The 16,431-nt window shown below is 61.2% G+C and carries 9 protein-coding genes and 1 tRNA gene; 8 read left to right on the forward strand and 2 right to left on the reverse strand.

The window, feature by feature from the left end; all coding sequences use genetic code 11:
• The first annotated feature begins 12 nt into the window (after positions 1-12).
• Together PMX70_RS09835 and PMX70_RS09840 are read left to right on the forward strand one after the other, a co-directional pair.
• Positions 13-2,190, forward strand: coding sequence for a MurT ligase domain-containing protein (locus tag PMX70_RS09835; RefSeq protein ID WP_271743460.1), 2,178 nt, complete (start codon positions 13-15; stop codon positions 2,188-2,190).
• Positions 2,191-2,290: 100 nt separating this feature from the next.
• Positions 2,291-2,367: transfer RNA gene (locus tag PMX70_RS09840), tRNA-Glu, on the forward strand.
• 637 nt (positions 2,368-3,004) lie between these two features.
• Here PMX70_RS09840 and PMX70_RS09845 read toward each other — a convergent pair.
• Positions 3,005-5,092, reverse strand: coding sequence for a glutamine synthetase III family protein (locus PMX70_RS09845; protein WP_117645902.1), 2,088 nt, complete (start codon positions 5,090-5,092; stop codon positions 3,005-3,007).
• Positions 5,093-5,517: 425 nt separating this feature from the next.
• Between PMX70_RS09845 and PMX70_RS09850 the strand changes: the two genes are divergently transcribed.
• From PMX70_RS09850 to PMX70_RS09875, 6 genes are all read left to right on the forward strand, one after another.
• A complete protein-coding gene (locus PMX70_RS09850) occupies positions 5,518-6,390 on the forward strand; it encodes a methylenetetrahydrofolate reductase (RefSeq protein ID WP_117628891.1) in 873 nt (290 codons plus the stop codon).
• A complete protein-coding gene (locus PMX70_RS09855) occupies positions 6,390-7,178 on the forward strand; it encodes a hypothetical protein (RefSeq protein WP_089573171.1) in 789 nt (262 codons plus the stop codon). Before PMX70_RS09850 ends, PMX70_RS09855 begins: the two co-directional genes overlap by 1 nt.
• Positions 7,179-7,187: 9 nt before the next feature.
• The gene (locus tag PMX70_RS09860) at positions 7,188-9,746 is read left to right on the forward strand and encodes a homocysteine S-methyltransferase family protein (protein WP_271743461.1); all 2,559 of its coding nucleotides are present in this window, start codon (positions 7,188-7,190) and stop codon (positions 9,744-9,746) included.
• A gap of 108 nt (positions 9,747-9,854) precedes the next feature.
• Positions 9,855-11,219: a PFL family protein gene (locus tag PMX70_RS09865; RefSeq protein WP_117843357.1), complete on the forward strand. Its 1,365-nt coding sequence runs from the start codon at positions 9,855-9,857 to the stop codon at positions 11,217-11,219.
• A gap of 519 nt (positions 11,220-11,738) precedes the next feature.
• Positions 11,739-12,422 carry a hypothetical protein gene (locus PMX70_RS09870; protein WP_334199579.1) on the forward strand — a complete coding sequence of 228 codons (684 nt, stop codon included), beginning with the start codon at positions 11,739-11,741 and terminating at the stop codon, positions 12,420-12,422.
• A 158-nt stretch (positions 12,423-12,580) separates the two neighbouring features.
• Positions 12,581-12,880, forward strand: a complete 300-nt coding sequence (locus PMX70_RS09875) for a YhbY family RNA-binding protein (RefSeq protein WP_006234690.1) — start codon at positions 12,581-12,583, stop codon at positions 12,878-12,880.
• Between the two features lie 69 nt (positions 12,881-12,949).
• Here the strand turns inward: PMX70_RS09875 and PMX70_RS09880 are convergent, their stop codons facing one another.
• On the reverse strand, positions 12,950-15,949 hold the full coding sequence (locus PMX70_RS09880) for an AfsR/SARP family transcriptional regulator (RefSeq protein ID WP_271740642.1): 3,000 nt from the start codon (positions 15,947-15,949) through the stop codon (positions 12,950-12,952).
• Between the last annotated feature and the right edge of the window lie 482 nt (positions 15,950-16,431).

The raw sequence follows: 16,431 nt of genomic DNA on the forward strand, positions 1-16,431 counted from the left end.
AGGAACGGTTTCATGAACCTCCGCTCATCTCTTGCCTGCACCTCGAGCGATATCGCCCGCTGGGGGCTGCGCTCCGTCCTTAAGCGCCAGGGCGGCGTACTCCCCGGCCGCATCGCCATGAAGATCGACCCCGAGCTGCTGAGCGACCTCGCCGGCCTTGTCGACCGCAGCGTGGTGATCACCGGTACTAATGGCAAGACCACCACCTCCAACCTCATCGCTGACGCCGTTGCTGCCAGCGGCGCTACCGTGGTATGCAACCGTGCCGGCAACAATATGGAGCCTGGTGTGGTGGGTGCTCTGCTCGAGGCCCGCGGCGGCCTTAAGCACACCAGCAGCGGCAAGCGCGTGGGCGTTTTTGAGTGCGACGAGCTCTACACGGTGCGCGTCCTGCCCAAGCTCAAACCGACGTACTTTGTGCTGCTCAACCTGTTCCGCGACCAGCTAGACCGCTACGGCGAGATCGACCATACCCAAGACGTCATCGCCCATGCGTTGGAGCTCTCTCCGACGACAACGCTCGTCTACAACGCCGACGATCCGCTGTGCGCCTCGATCGCCGCGCGCGTCCCCAACACGAGCATCGCCTTTGGCATCGACGGCGCCACGGGCACCGAGTCCGATCGCATTAGCGACTCGCGTTTTTGCTCGCAGTGCAACGCGCCGCTGGAGTATGACTACGTGCAATACGGCCAGCTCGGCGCCTACCATTGCCCCTCGTGCGGCTGGGCCCGCCCTGCGCTTGTCCGTCGCGTGACGGACGTTGAGCTTACCTGCGACGGCTACGGCTTTGACCTGGCCTTTGGACCCGAGGCAAACGCGCCCGCCGTGCACATCGCCACGCGCTACAACGGCCTGTACATGGTCTATAACGTCGCCGCCGCCTTCTTTGCGGCGCACGAGCTGGGCGTGGACGCGGCGCACCTGCAGCCCACGCTTAATGCCTACGTGCCCGCCGGCGGACGCATGGGCCGCTGGGATATTGCCGGCCGCACCGTCGAGGCCAACCTGGCCAAGAATCCCGTGGGCTTCGATCGCCAGATCCAGTCCATTAAAACGGCAGGTGGCAGGCTCTGCGCCTTCTTCCTAAACGATAACGATGCCGACGGCCACGATGTCTCGTGGATCTACGATGTCGACTTCGAGCGCATCGCCGACACGCCGGATCTTGTCGCCTTTGCCGGAGGCACGCGTGCGCACGACATGCAGGTACGCCTCAAGTACGCCGGCATCGATGCCGCGATTATCTCGGACGTCGCGCAGGCGATCGGCGCCGTGGCAGACGAGGCCGCCGATGACACCTTCTACGCCGTCGCCAACTACACGGCCTTCCCGCCGCTGGTCAAGGAACTCGACGGGCTTAAAGACGACGATGCAAGCTCGATTGTCTCCCACGCCATAACGCGCGCCGATGGTAGCGCTGTCCCCACCGATATTGCGCCGGTCGAGCTTTCGCGCCCCCTGCGTATCGTCTACCTGTACCCCGATGCCCTCAACCTCTATGCCGACGGCGGCAACGTTATCGCCCTCGAGCGCCGCTGCGCCTGGCGTGGCATTCCCGCGCGTGTAGACGAGGTCCGTATGGGCGAAACGCTTGATTTGACCGATGCCGATATCGTCATGATGGGTGGCGGCTCCGACCGCGACCAGCTAGCCGTGGCACACGAGCTGCTCGCCCAAAAAGACAAGGTCGCGGCCTATGTTGAGGATGGCGGCTCGCTGCTTGCCATCTGTGGCGGCTATCAGCTGCTCGGCCGTTCGTACTATATGGGCGAGGATCGCATCGAGGGTCTGGGGGTCATTGCCGCCGAAACCGCACGCGGCTCCGACCGCCTGATCGGCAACGTCGCCGTCAAGACCGACCTGGCACCCGAGCCCTTTGTCGGATTCGAGAACCACGGCGGCCGCACGCTTTTGGACGTCGATGCCACGCCGCTCGGAACGTCCGTCGTCACGGGCACCGGCAACAACGGCGACGATGGCTTTGAGGGTCTGATCTACAGGGGAGTCATCGGCACGTACCTGCACGGACCAGCGCTGCCCAAAAACCCCGAACTTGCCGACTGGCTCATCGCCCACGCCCTTGAGCGCCGTGGCGACGCACAGGCCGCCGCCCTGCTGCCGCTCAAACCCCTCGACGACACCTACGAGCACGCCGCCCACGACGCCGCGATGAAGCTCCTCCCCTAACGCCCCACCACCACAAAGGGGACAGGCACCTTTGTGGTGGTTTTCCAGTTTGCCAACGATATACGCGCCGACAAAAAAGTCTGCTATACTCTTTCCCGCTGTCCCCATCGTCTAGCGGCCAAGGACGCCACCCTTTCAAGGTGGATATCGCGGGTTCGAATCCCGCTGGGGGCACCATTTGAAACGAGAAGCCCGTTACCCCCGCGGTGACGGGCTTTTTGCTACCCCAACGCCGGGATTCGAACCCGACAGGGTGCGGAGCTGAGGAAACGCGCAAGCGTTTTCCAGCGCAGCACGCAAGGAGCGGAGCGACACAGCGAATGCGGGCGGCGCCAGCCGCACGCGGACATCCCGCTGGGGGCACCACAGAATCTGAGAAGCCCGTTACCAATTCGGTAGCGGGCTTTTTGCTACCCATACGCCGGGATTCGAACCCCGAAGGCATAAAATCACACTGTCATCCAAGGGCCCGTGGACAAAAAATAGCAAATATGAGTACTGTTACCAATTTAGTAACAGCGATTTCATGCCATCAGAAGGCGATTTGGACACAAGGCGTCCTACGGCGGAGGAATTACAGGCATTTATCAGCTAAGTACTTGGACATATGTTGCGTAACACTGCATATTTTGCAAAAAGATAATGCTACAGGGCTTGTGACAGTACTCATATTTGACGTTTTTTGCCCACGACCCCTTATTGCGTGGGCGAATCAGTTGCAAAGCGGGATCCAAAGCGTCCTTCGCAAACAAATAGCCGGGGCCCGCGCGATGCGGACCCCGGCTCAATGCCGTGACGATATGTCAGTTACGCCCTACACGTAGAACAGGATGTCGTCGTAGGTCGGGACCGGCCAGTAGTCGGCTGCCACGATCTCCTCCATGGCATCCACGGCGGCGCGCAGCGTATCCATAGCAGGAACGACCTCGTGCGCGTACACGTTGGCCTGCTCCTGGCCATCGAGAGCCTCGGCCTTCTGATGTACGGCGTCGAGCGCCTTGATGGAGTCGTTGATGGCGGTGATGCCGTTGCAGAGCTTGTTGAGCGTGTTCTGCTCGCACTGCATGGCGGCCTCAGCACCGGCGGCACGAATAGTCTCAAGGCCCTTAGCGACCTTGGTGGCATAGGCGGTAATGACCGGACGATAGGTACGACGCGCCTCGCGAACCATCGTGGTGGCCTCGATGTTCATGAGCTTGTTGTACTTCTCGAGCTTGCAGTCATAGCGGCACTGAGCCTCGGCCTTGGTCAGGACGCCCGTCTCCTCAAAGAGCGCGATAGCCTTATCGGAAACAAAGGCGGGAAGAGCGTCGGCCGTGGTCTTGTTGTTGGCAAGGCCGCGCTTCTCGGCCTCGATGGGCCACTCGTCGGAGTAACCGTCGCCGGAGAACAGGATGCGCTGGTGATCGGTCAGCACCTTCTTGCAGTACTCGAGCGCGGCGTCCTGGAACTTATCCTCGGGCGTACCCTCGAGTGCGTCGGCGAAGGACTTGAGCGACTTGGCCACGGCGGCATCGAGCACCAGGTTGGAGTCGGAGACGTTCTGCTCGGAGCCGCAGGCACGGAACTCGAACTTGTTGCCGGTGAAGGCAAACGGGGAGGTGCGGTTGCGGTCGGTGTTGTCCTGCATCAGCTTGGGCAGGGTATCGGCGCCCAGGTCGAGCACGCCGCGCGTGGCATGGACGGAAGCCTTGCCATCGATGATCTTCTCGACGACCTCGGTAAGCTGGTCGCCCAGGAAGATGGACATAATCGCCGGAGGAGCCTCGTTGGCGCCCAGACGATGATCGTTGCCGGCCGAGGCAACGGAGGCACGCAGGAGCTCCTGATAGTTATCGACGGCCTCGATCACCGCGGTGAGGAAGACGATGAACTGCAGGTTGTCGAGCGGGGTGTCGCCCGGGTCGAGCAGGTTCTCGGACTCGGTGCCAAGCGACCAGTTGTTGTGCTTGCCCGAACCGTTGATGCCCTCAAAGGGCTTCTCGTGCAGCAGGCAGACCAAGTCGTGACGGGAGGCGATGAGCTTCATCTTCTCCATCATGACCAGGTTCTGGTCGATGGCCTCGTTCACCTCGCCATAGACAGGAGCGAGCTCATGCTGGCAGGGAGCGACCTCGTTGTGCTTGGTCTTGGCAGGAATGCCAAGCGCCCACAGTTCATCGTCCAGGTCCTTCATATAGGCCGAGACGGTGGGGCGGATAGCGCCAAAGTAGTGCTCCTCGAGCTCCTGGCCCTTGCAGGGAGCAGCGCCAAAGAGAGTGCGACCGGTGATGACCAGGTCCCTGCGCTTGCGGTAAGCGTCCTTCTTGATCAGGAAGTACTCCTGCTCATCGCCCACGGAAGGAACGACCTTCTTGGGGGTCTTGCCAAACAACGCCAAAACGCGCTTGGACTCACGCGAGAGCGCGGTCATGGAGCGCAGCAGCGGGGTCTTCTTGTCCAGGGCCTCGCCCGTGTAGGAGCAGAAAGCCGTGGGGATGCACAGGACATCGTCCTTAATGAATGCGGGGCTGGTGGGATCCCAAGCGGTGTAGCCACGGGCCTCGAAGGTGGCACGCAGGCCGCCGTTGGGGAAGCTGGAGGCGTCCGGCTCGCCCTGGATGAGGTTCTTGCCCGTAAACTTGGTAATGGCGGTGCCGTCGTGGTTGGGCTCGAGGAAGCTGTCGTGCTTCTCGGAAGTAATGCCCGAAAGCGGCTGGAACCAGTGCGCGTAGTGCGTCGCGCCCTTGGAGATGGCCCAGACCTTCATGGCGTGGGCAACGGCGTTGGCCACATCCAGGTCGAGCGGCTCACCGTCCTCGAGGGTTGCAGCAAGGCGCTTCCAAATGTCCTTGGGGAGGTAGTCCTTCATGACTTCCTCAGAGAACACCATGGTCCCGAAGCGGTCAGTAAGTTCGGCCATACGGAACTCCCTTCGTATCGGCACCGCGTGAGAAGCGGTGTTGATTACTAACGAACGAGTCATAGATTAGGCTCGTCGTGTTTCCGCAACATTACCGTTATGTTGCTGTCACGAAACCAATCAATGAGGTTACCGCATCGCGGCGGCGTTGCCGCCCTCAACAGCCAATCAACTGTATAAATTGCAGACCTCTCCCCATGGTTTAAGGGTAGTCAATTTGGGATGGGCTCTATTAACTGGTATTTCGCATCAGATACCAGTCTTTATAGCCCCATCCTAGATTGACCGCTCTGCTATAGGGAATGTCGATAGCAAGGCATCTTTGATTGGTATCCCCGAATAGCGAGTGAAACTCCACCGTGACACAGTGGTGCTGTAGAATCCTTACAACACATCACACTATTACGTATCTAAAGGAGCACGATATGCGCGTCGACGAGGTTTTTAAGCAGGCAGCATCCCAGGGCACCGCACCCGTTTCGTTTGAGATGTTCCCGCCCAAGGGCGAGCTGACCCTCGACACGGCTCGCGAAGTGGCAGGCAATCTGTGCAAGCTTTCGCCGAGCTTTGTCTCGGTCACCTGCTCTGCCGGCGGCTCGGGCAACGGCGCCACCACCGCCCCCATCGCGCATATGATTACGAGCGAATTCAATACGCCCTCGGTGGCGCACCTTACCTGCGTTGGCCGCACGCATGCCGACATCGCCGCCAAGATCGACGAATACCGCTCCGCCGGCGTAGAAAATGTGCTGGCCCTGCGCGGTGATCTTCCTGCTGGCGCGACCGAGGACGACAAGCCCGCCTCGGACTACGCCTACGCCCGCGACCTCATCCCCGAGCTCGTCGACGCCGGCTTTTGCGTGGGCGCCGCGGCCTACCCCGAGGGCCACATTGCCTGTGAGGACCTCAACGCTTCGGTCGAATACCTCAAGCAAAAACAGGACGCCGGCGCGAGCTTCTTTGTGACGCAGCTCTTCTTTGACAACGAGTGCTTCTACCGCTTCCGCGAGCTTGCCGACAAGGCGGGCATCACGGTGCCCATCACCGCGGGCATCATGCCGTTTATGGGCAAGTCCCAGATCAGCCGCATGGTCTTTATGTGCGGCGCATCGCTGCCCTCCCCCGTCATCAAGATTCTCGCCAAGTACGAGAACGACCCCGAGAGCCTGCAGGCAGCCGGTGTAGATTATGCCGCCCGTCAGCTTTGCGACCTTAAGGAGCACGGTGCCGCCGGTCTGCACCTGTACACTATGAATCGTCCTGCGATCGCCGCGACCATTATGGAGCGCCTGGGGTAATGGAAAAACCGCACATCGATACAACCGCTGTCGAAGTGCCGGCCGACCTTGCGTCGCCGGCGCTTTACCGTGTCGATGCTGCGCACCATCCCCGTGTCGACCGTGCCGAGATGCTGCGGTATCTGGGCTACGGCGGCCAGCAGATTGAGCCCGAGCTGTCACGACGTATTGAGCTTGTGGTCGAGCGCCTTGAGCTGGACATTGAGCCCCGCGGCGTGCGGCGCGTGTTTACCGTCGATGCCACGGGCGTGGACGAGCAGGGAGAGCCTTGCATCCGTCTGGTTGGCACCAACGTTGAGCTGCGCGGTCGCGACATCTATCGACATCTCAAGGACGCCCGCATGGCCGCGCTCATGGCATGCACCCTCGGCATGGACGCCGAGCGTCGTCTGCGCACCACGGGAGCTCAGCAGCCCCTAGAGGGAGCCGTGCTCGACGCCGCATGCTCTGCCTATGTAGAAGCCGCCGTTGAGCAAATGGACCAGCAGGTCAAGACGGACGCCGCCGTTCATGGGCTCGCCGGCAACTGGCGCTTTAGTCCCGGCTATGGCGACTGCCCGCTCTCGGCCCAGCGCTCGATCGTGAATGCGCTCAACGCCACGCGGCTCATCGGGCTTACCGTCACGCCCACCAGCCTGCTCATGCCCACCAAGAGCGTGACCGCGGTGATTGGTCTGTTTGACGGCGAAGTCCACGACGCCCAGAGCCGCCCCACCTGCAATATCTGCCGCATGCGCGAGCACTGTCGCTTCCGTGCCGCCCACACCACCTGCTATTCCAGCCATTAGGAGCCCTCGATGTTTACTCCGCTTATCACTCATGATCTGGACGGTGCTGCGCTGGCGGCACCTGTCAATGCCGCGCGCTGCAACGGCGCCGCGTACAAGACGCGCACGATCGACGATCTGCGCATTAAGGACGATCGCCTGCGTGCGGCCATCGAGGGCACGGGGCACTTGCTGTTCGACGGCGGCATGGGCACCATGTTGCAGGCCGCTGGTATGAAGGCAGGCGCCCTGCCCGAGCTGCTCAACTTTGAGGAGCCCCAGGTCATTACCGACATTCAGCGACAGTACGTCGAGGCCGGCTGCGACGTGATCACCGCCAACACCTTTGGCGCCAACGCCCACAAGCTCGACGGTACCGCCACCGTGGCAGATGTCTTTGCCGCCGCTGTCGCCTGCGCCCGCGCAGCCGGTGCCCACTACGTCGCCGGCGATATCGGCCCCATCGGCGCGCTGCTGCGCCCCTTGGGTACCCTCAGCTTCGACGAGGCCTGCGACCTCTTTGCCGAGGAAGTGCGCGCCGGCGTCGATGCGGGCGTGGACCTCTTTATTATCGAGACCATGACCGACCTTGCCGAGATCAAGGCGGCCGTCCTCGCCTGCCGAGAGAACTCCGACCTGCCCGTCTTTGCCACCATGACCTTTGAGGAAGACGGTCGCACGTTCCTGGGCACGAGTCCCGAGGTGGCCGCCATCACGCTCGACGCCATCGGCGCCGACGTTTTGGGCATCAACTGCAGCCAGGGACCGGCCGAGCTCCGAGGGCTCGCCGCACGTATGCTCACCGTTGCGGACAAACCCGTTATGGTGCAGGCCAATGCGGGACTGCCCCACGTGGACGACGACGGTAATACCGTCTTTGACATCCAGGCCCCCGAATACGCCAAAGCCGTCGCCGGCATGATTGAGGACGGCGTGAGCGTCGTGGGCGGCTGCTGCGGCACCACGCCGGCGCACATGGCCGCCTTGCGCACGCTTATCGATAACCACACGCCCAGTCCGCGCCACCGCAAGCCCAGCATGTCGGTCACAAGTGCCCAGACTGTGGTGGACCTTCCCTGCGACGGCCACAAGATTGCCGTCATCGGCGAGCGCATCAATCCCACCGGCAAAAAGCGCCTGCAGCAGGCCCTGCGCGACGGCGATCTGGACTACGTCGTGAGCCAAGGCATCAGCCAGCAGGAGCAGGGCGCCGATATCCTGGACGTCAACGTGGGCCTGCCCGAGATCGACGAGGTCAAGATTATCCAGCAGGCGACCGAGCAGCTCCAAGGCTCCACGCTGTTGCCGCTGCAGATCGACTCCACCGATCCCGCCGCTGTCGAGGCCGCCGTGCGCCGCTACGCCGGCAAGCCCATCATCAACTCGGTCAACGGCAAGCAGCAGATCATGGATGAGATCTTTCCGCTGGTCGCCCACTACGGCACCAACGTTGTCGGCCTTACGCTCGACGAAGGCGGCATCCCTGATACCGCCGAGGCCCGCTTCGCCATCGCCGAGCGCATCGTGGCCGAGGCCGCCCGCTACGGCATCGGCCCGAACCGCATCCTCATCGACTGCCTGGTCATGACCGCCTCGACCAACCAGCGCCAGGCTGAGCAGATCCTGCGCGCCATGTCCCTGTGCAAGGAGCGCCTGGGCGTCAAATGCGCGCTCGGCGTTTCGAACATCAGCTTTGGCCTGCCTGCCCGCCCGCTGCTGGGCTCGGTCTTTTTGGCTGCCGCCTTCGGCGCGGGCCTGGACGCCCCCATCATGAACCCGGGCTCCAAGCGCTTTATGGACACCGTCTACAGCTATCGCGTCCTGAGCGTTGAGGACGAGGGCTCGACCGGATACATCGAGCGCTATGCCGGCTGGACCGATCCGTACAAGATCGCCGCCAACCCGGCAGCAGCTCAGGCCGCATCGACCGACACCGTGCCCGCCGCTGGTGTCACCAGCACCGACGGCAACGACGACCCCATCCGCCACATGGTCGTCTCGGGCCGCAAGGGAGAGATCGCTGCCGAGACCGAGCGTCTGCTGGCAGACCACGACGCCATGGACCTCATCAACAATCACTTTATCCCCGCCCTCGACGAGGTCGGAGTCCTCTTTGACCAGGGCAAGTTCTTCTTGCCGCAGCTCATGGCCTCGGCCGAGGCCGCGCGCGTGGGCTTCGATACCATCAAACGCCTGATGCCCGCCGGCGAGATTGCCGACAAGGGTAAGATCTGCGTGGCCACCGTCAAGGGCGACATCCACGATATCGGCAAGAATATCGTCAAAATGCTGCTCGACAACTACGGCTACACCGTCTTTGACCTAGGCCGCGACGTCGATCCACAGGAGGTGCTCAAGACCGTCAAGGAGCGCGATATCAAACTCGTCGGCCTCTCGGCGCTTATGACCACCACCGTCGTCGCCATGGAGGAGACCATCAAGTTGCTCCATGCCGAGGTGCCGGGCGTCAAGATCATCGTAGGCGGCGCCGTGCTCACCCCCGAATACGCCAAGCAGATCGGCGCGGACTACTACGCCAAGGATGCCGCCGAAAGCGCGCGCATCGCCGAAGAGGTCTTTGGGCAGTAACACAACGGAAACAACCGAGCACCAAAACGTGCCGCATGCGCCACTTGGCACGTGCGGCACGTTAGAATAGATAAGACTATGCTCGTTTTGGCAGATAGGAGCGCAAGGATGGCGATCACGCCCGCAGAAATCGCGGAAACCCGCGGCATGGTTGAGGAGCAGAACCTCGACATCAGGACCATCACCATGGGTGTTTCGCTCATGGGTTGCGGTGACGAGAACCTCGACCGCATGTGCACGAAGATCTACGACCACGTGACGCACACGGCTGAGCATCTGGTCGAGACCGCCGAGAACCTCGAGCGCGAGTACGGTATCCCCATCGTCAACAAGCGCGTTTCCGTCACCCCGGTGGCCCAGATCGCCGCGTGCTGCAAGGATGAGGACCTCACCCCCATCGCGCACGCCCTCGACCGCGCGGCCGAGACGCTCGGCATCGATTACCTGGGCGGCTTCTCCGCGCTCGTCCAGAAGGGCATCGGCGACGCCGACCGCCGCGTCATCCAGTCCATCCCCCAGGCGCTCGCCACCACGAGCCGCGTCTGCTCCAGCGTCAACGTCGCCAGCCTGCGCGCCGGTATCAACATGGATGCCGTGCTCATGGCCGCCCAGACCATCATCGATGCCGCTAAACTCACGGCCGACCAGGATTCCGTCGGCGCTTCCAAGTTTGTCTGCTTTGCCAACATGGTCGAGGACTCCCCGTTTATGGCGGGCGCCGTCCACGGCGGTGGCGAGGCCGACGCCGTCATCAACGTAGGCGTCTCGGGCCCCGGCGTTATGGCCGCAGCCCTGGAGACGCTGCCCGATTCCGCATCGATGATGGAGGTCGCCGAGAAGATTAAGCAGACCGCCTTTAAGATCACCCGTGCCGGTGAGCTCATGAGCCGCGAGGCCGCCCGTCGCCTGGGTGTCGAGAAGGGCATCGTCGACCTGTCGCTGGCGCCTACGCCTGCCATCGGCGATTCCGTTGCCCGCATCCTCGAGATCATCGGCGTGGGCACCTGCGGTGGCCCCGGCACGACCTGCGCGCTCGCCATGCTCAACGATGCCGTCAAGAAGGGCGGCGTCATGGCCAGTTCCAGCGTGGGCGGCCTCTCCGGCGCTTTCATCCCCGTGTCCGAGGACGCCGGCATGATCGCCGCCGTCGAAGCCGGCGCGCTTTCGCTCGAGAAGCTCGAGGCCATGACCTGCGTGTGCTCCGTTGGCCTGGACATGATCGCCATCCCCGGCGACACTCCGGTCGAGACCATCGCCGGCATCATCGCCGACGAGATGGCCATCGGCGTCATCAACAACAAGACCACGGCCGTGCGCGTGATCCCCGCCATCGGCAAGGGCGTGGGCGACTGCGTCGAGTACGGTGGTCTGTTCGGCCGTGCGCCCATCATGCCGGTGAACCCCAACGCCGGCACCGTGCTTGCCCACCGCGGTGGACGCTTCCCGGCGCCGTTGAACTCGCTCAAGAACTAGCTGAGGGGACTGGCGAGGAGCCCCGGGGAGGGCAAATATATAAGGTCGCCTGCTCGGACAGTCCTGACTCGCACGGAGAGCACATTAAGTGCTCTCCGACTCGTGCGGAACTCGCGATCGACCTTATATATTTGCCCTCCCCGGGGCTCCCGCACAACGGGACCTCAGTTGGGTTCCATCCCGGTTGCAGTTGCTTCGCTCCTGCACCACTTGGCTGGTGCGGCGGTTTGGCGTTGGATCGGTTCTTTCTGATATATGCTAGTTGCGGCTCCTCTTTTGGGGGGAGTCGCTTTTTTGTTGCTAGGAGGTTGGCCCGTGGTTGATGGGGATGCTCGCTCTGAGCTTCTTTCTGCTGATTGGAATGGCGAATGGATGCGTCTGCAGGCTGATCGGCATCGGGCTGATGATTCTTTTGAGTGGGATAAAAGGGCTCGGCATTTTCGGCCGCTGGAGACTGCTCCGTATGCTCGGGATTTTATAAAGCTGTTGGCGCTTGAGCCTGGTGAGTCGGTCTTGGATATGGGGTGTGGGGCTGGGTCGATTGCTATTCCGCTTGCGCAAGACGGGCATCCCGTGATTGCTGCTGACTTCTCCCCCGCCATGCTGGGCACCCTCGATGCTGGTATCGAGTATTACGGACTCGAGGAACTCATTACACCACTTGAGCTTGCTTGGGATGATGACTGGAATTTGGTTGGACCGATCGCAAAAGCGGTAGATGTTGCCTTTGCCAGTCGGTCGGTTACGACGACCAATCTAAAAGGCGCACTTGCCAAGCTCGACCGCACAGCTCGTCGGCGTTGTGCTGTCACGATGGTCGCCAACTCCAGCCCGCGCTATGATCTGCACTTGATGAACGCTATCGGCGCCTCGGTTACCTGCAGCAATGGCTTTGTGTATGCCTTTAACATTCTCATTCAGATGGGTGCCCTGCCGCAGGTTACGTACTTTGAATCGCCCCGTCGCGACACCTTCGATAGCCTTGAGGCGGGCGTGGCAGATTTTTCCCGTATGCTCGAGCACGGCAACGAGGATAAAATCGACTGCCTGCGCGACTACATCGCTCAACACATGATTGAGAACCCCCATGCCGGTGAGCCGGGCTCCAAGGGCGTGCCGCAGGGGCGCTATATGCTCGATCATGTCCGCAAGGTTCGTTGGGCGTTTATTGCATGGGAGCCGGTCTCTGCGTCCCGCCCGTAGCCCATCTATAGCACGTATCGTCCACCCGCCCGGCATCCGCATTCTTTTTGAACTGGGCAAACGCGCTCCACACCGCGCCGTTCCTGCGCTATCGTGGGACAGCTCACGTAGATTAAGGCCCCGTCGCGGGGCGCCCCATACATAGAAAGCGAGAACCCATGGCACTGACAGGAGCCCAGGTCAAGCAGCTTCGCAGCATGGCCCATCACCTCAACCCCGCCATCATTATCGGCAAGTCCGATGTCAACGAGGGCACCGTCGAGCAGACGGTCGCCTACCTGGAAAAGCACGAGCTCGTTAAGTGCTCCGTGCTCGATGGCTCCAGTCTTTCCGCCCGCGAGGCCGCCGAAGAGCTCGCTGAGCGCTGCCACGCCGAGGTCGTCCAGGTCATCGGCCGCAAGTTCTCGCTGTATCGCGAGTCCTCGCGCAAGGACATCGAGAAGATCAAGCTCGTCTAAGAGCCAATGATCCGGCAAGCCAACACATAGCAAGCATACGGGTGCCCAAGTACTTCGGGCGCCCGTTTTTTATCGCTCGACCAGCACGCGATTGAGCCGCCCCTCCACCAAACGCTCGTATAGACGCCGCGTCTCGGGCTCGGGCACGCCATTGACCTGCTCCCTCAGATGGTGCATATGCCCGCTGTACAGCTCGACGATATCGCGCCGTCGCCCCGCCGCACTGTAGACGCGCATGGCGCAGCGCACCATATCCTCACGCGCCGTTTCCTGCCGAAGCCCCGACTCCGCCAGCCAAATCGCCGACTGCAGATCGTTTTCTTCTAGAGCAGCATTTGCTCCCTTAATCATGCAATCGATGTACTTTGACTGCATAATGCGTCGCATACGCAAAAAGTAGGTGGGATTACAGCCATTGGGAACATACAGCGGTCCAGCATAAAGCTGCTCAATCTTAAGGCACAGTTCAACTAAATGGGGCCCGCGCGCACCCGTGCGATTTCCCAAAACCTCGCGGCTTATCTGGTCAAACAGCCGTACATCGGTCTTGACGTAGTCGCCGTTGAGTCCGATGCATTCATTTTGGATGAGCACACACGACTTGCCATCCGGCGTCGGTCCCAAAGCCGACCGCAAGCGCGATATCGTCGAGTACAGGTTGTTGCGAGCGCTATTGAACTCGGCATGGGGCCACAGCTCCATGGCCAGCGTCTCACGATCGACGAGCGCATCCATGCCCAGCGCAAGCCGCTCGGCAAGTGTCGCCGCCTTCTTGCGGCGCCACATTTTGTCCGTGATGGGAAACCCGTCGCGCTCGGCGCGAAACGCACCAAACATGCGAATCTCGATATGGTCGATGGTATCAACGGCTTCAACCTCGCCGGCCTGGAACAGGCGCTCGCCCTCCCCTTCCAAATCGTCGCGCAGCGAGTACCGCGACAGCTCGCGCACGGGAAGCTTCTTGCGTATCCTGGCCGCCGGCTCGCCCAGACAATGCATGGCAAGGCGCGCAAAGAGCCGATACGATGGCTCTAGAATCCCCGTACGATTCATGGACATCCAGGCCGCAAGGTCGCTGTCTCGGCCCGCACAGGCCAAATGCAGCGCCACCATCCAGGCTTCTGCGCCACCAACCTGCGTCTGGCTTATATCGAGTAGCTCCGCTTCCTCGCGCACCGAAACCATCGAGGTGTTACGCAGATATGCCACGCGCTCCAGCAGCAATGCGTTATCGCGCATGTACGCAATCGACTCCTCGGCAAGTTTGAGCACTTGGACCGCACGGAACTTCGCATTAACCGGCCGTCCCTCTGCCAGCGACTGCCAGCCTTCTAGCAACAGGCCAAACAGTTGAATCTGGTTGTCGCGCATGCGCACGGCAAAACGATCGAGCTCGTTGAACGCCGCGTCGTCGGTTACCGGCAAGCCGGAAAGGAGCCGCCGTGCCGCCAAAACCATGCGCACCCAGATAGCCATCGCCTTAAGCCCGCGTACATCGAGCGCCTCCCGCACCACCGTCATCTCGTCGTCGCGCTCGTCGGTTCCCGCAAACGACCCGTCAAAGAGCTCCACCAGCATGCTATCGGCCCGTAGAACAATCCCCGCGATGTCGAGCTCGCAGTCGTAGGCCTTGCTCGTTTTGAGCTGCTGTAGAACGCCGCCGTCATCTCCCCGCTCGGTCAGGCACCGCTTGACCTCGATATGCGCAGACAACATATCGAGTGCGGTATGGGATGTCTCGATTTCTGGTACGGCCAGGTTCGTAGGAAGCCCAAGCCCGTTGTCCCCATAGCAAACAGCCGTCAGCGTCTGGGCCACCCTCCATGAAACAGGGTCTATTTCGCAGGCCGCCCGTTCGCCCCCGCGCTCGATAACCGATGCCATATAGCGAGCGAGCTTTGTATTGGACACGCTGACCGCTGCCAGATATACGCCGAGCGCCTCGGCAGGCGTTGGCTCTGGAGCCGGATCGTCGGCATCGATCGTGCCCAGCGCTGCTCGGCAGATATCGGCCCCGTGCCCCGTCAGAGCAAGATCGACCCCATACTGCCCAGCAAGTTCAAGGACCGCTTCACGGTCCAAAAAGGCATCCGCCAGGCCCATCGCCGCATCGCATCGGCCCGCCCTAAGCAAAATCCGGGCCGCCCTCGGAACAAGTTCGGGGCGAACCTCGGCCACCAACTTACGCAAACGCAGGCGTCCGTTATCCTCCGTACCCAGACACGTAAAACTCCGCTCGGCGGGATCCAAGCCAAAGATCGGGTAGTCGCGTACAAAGTAGGACTGGTCGACCATCGACAGCCTCACCCCGCAAGCCTCGAGTTCTGCGATATTGCCCTCGCCCATCAAAACCATGAGACATGCCACGCAAAACAGCGCATTATTGTCGAGCGAAGCCAGATCGACAAGTGCCGCGCCATATACGTTGACAATCTCGTTTTCGAGCAGGCCGGCTGCGTCGCCTTGGCCATACAGACCCGTCTGCAATGCCGAAACGAGCTCGGGCACGCCCTGCGTGAGCTGATAAAAGTCGAGCGATGTGCTGATCGAAAACGCCGATGCCCACGCCGAATACTCATAGGCATGCACCTTGAGCATCTGCGCATTGATCTTAACCGAATCGCCCAGCCCATGAATCAGCTGACGATTTGAAGGACGGCAGGAGATAAATACCCCTATCCCCATAGCGCGCAGGCCGCGAATCCTGTCGATGAGGTCTTCGGTATCGTGCTGATCGAGGTTTGGCACATTATCAATCGCGATAAGGGAGTGCGGTTTGTCTTTGAGTTCTTCGGTAACCACCTCGAGCTGCATAAACACCTCGCGCCCAATGGCGCGATCGGCCTCGATAATCCGCACGGGGCCTCGCGTCGGGTCGCATTTAACCTCATGGGTGTACTGCAGCAGCACCGAGGTCTTCCCAAACCCGTCTGGCGCATAAAGAACCACGATGCCGGCCTTTCGGCCCTTGGCGATAAGCTCATTCATCAAGCGTTCGCGTCGCACCATATAGCCTCCGCCCAGCGGCATCAGCTCGAGGTCGTCTATACCGCTCAAATCGTTTACCATGCCCGCTCCTCAACTCGACCGTATGGACACTGTAGCCGCAAGACCATACAAGCCGCGCTATGAATAGAGCGACCTTGTGTTTTAGGTTGTCTTTTGGTACGCAAGCGGCAAGTTTTTGTACAGCGAAGGCCGATTGTTATTAATCCCCCGACTAATCGGTCTTTAAGCAGGTAAATGAGCTTGTCAGCTTGTCCCATCTAAGCGGCAGTGTAACGCAGATGAACAAGGTTCAGCCATGTCATTCAACTCGCCTAGCACCCGCTACCGTCTACGACCTTCTAGTGGCATTTTTGCATAGAATCTGGTATAGAATGAATCAAGCTGTTGGGCATCCGGCATTCGTCAAGCTTGCGGCAAGTTTTTGGTCAAGTGGGCAAAAAGGGATAATCAGAACCACCCTTAAAAAGGGTGGTTTGCTCTTAGGGTATAACCCACGGGCCCCGGGCTCGCGTCTAAAGGCGCGGGCCCGGACTTCGTCCAGG

Source organism: Collinsella aerofaciens (assembly GCF_028206795.1).
Lineage (GTDB): Bacteria > Actinomycetota > Coriobacteriia > Coriobacteriales > Coriobacteriaceae > Collinsella > Collinsella aerofaciens_AX.

Excerpts from the sequence above, each read along its gene's own strand:
- PMX70_RS09835 (WP_271743460.1), top strand. The coding sequence starts at position 13 with ATGAACCTCCGCTCATCTCTTGCCTGCACCTCGAGCGATATCGCCCGC.
- PMX70_RS09855 (WP_089573171.1), top strand. The coding sequence starts at position 6,390 with ATGGAAAAACCGCACATCGATACAACCGCTGTCGAAGTGCCGGCCGAC.
- PMX70_RS09880 (WP_271740642.1), bottom strand. The coding sequence starts at position 15,949 with ATGGTAAACGATTTGAGCGGTATAGACGACCTCGAGCTGATGCCGCTG.
- PMX70_RS09860 (WP_271743461.1), top strand. The coding sequence starts at position 7,188 with ATGTTTACTCCGCTTATCACTCATGATCTGGACGGTGCTGCGCTGGCG.
- PMX70_RS09875 (WP_006234690.1), top strand. The coding sequence starts at position 12,581 with ATGGCACTGACAGGAGCCCAGGTCAAGCAGCTTCGCAGCATGGCCCAT.
- PMX70_RS09870 (WP_334199579.1), top strand. The coding sequence starts at position 11,739 with ATGGGGTGTGGGGCTGGGTCGATTGCTATTCCGCTTGCGCAAGACGGG.
- PMX70_RS09865 (WP_117843357.1), top strand. The coding sequence starts at position 9,855 with ATGGCGATCACGCCCGCAGAAATCGCGGAAACCCGCGGCATGGTTGAG.
- PMX70_RS09850 (WP_117628891.1), top strand. The coding sequence starts at position 5,518 with ATGCGCGTCGACGAGGTTTTTAAGCAGGCAGCATCCCAGGGCACCGCA.
- PMX70_RS09845 (WP_117645902.1), bottom strand. The coding sequence starts at position 5,092 with ATGGCCGAACTTACTGACCGCTTCGGGACCATGGTGTTCTCTGAGGAA.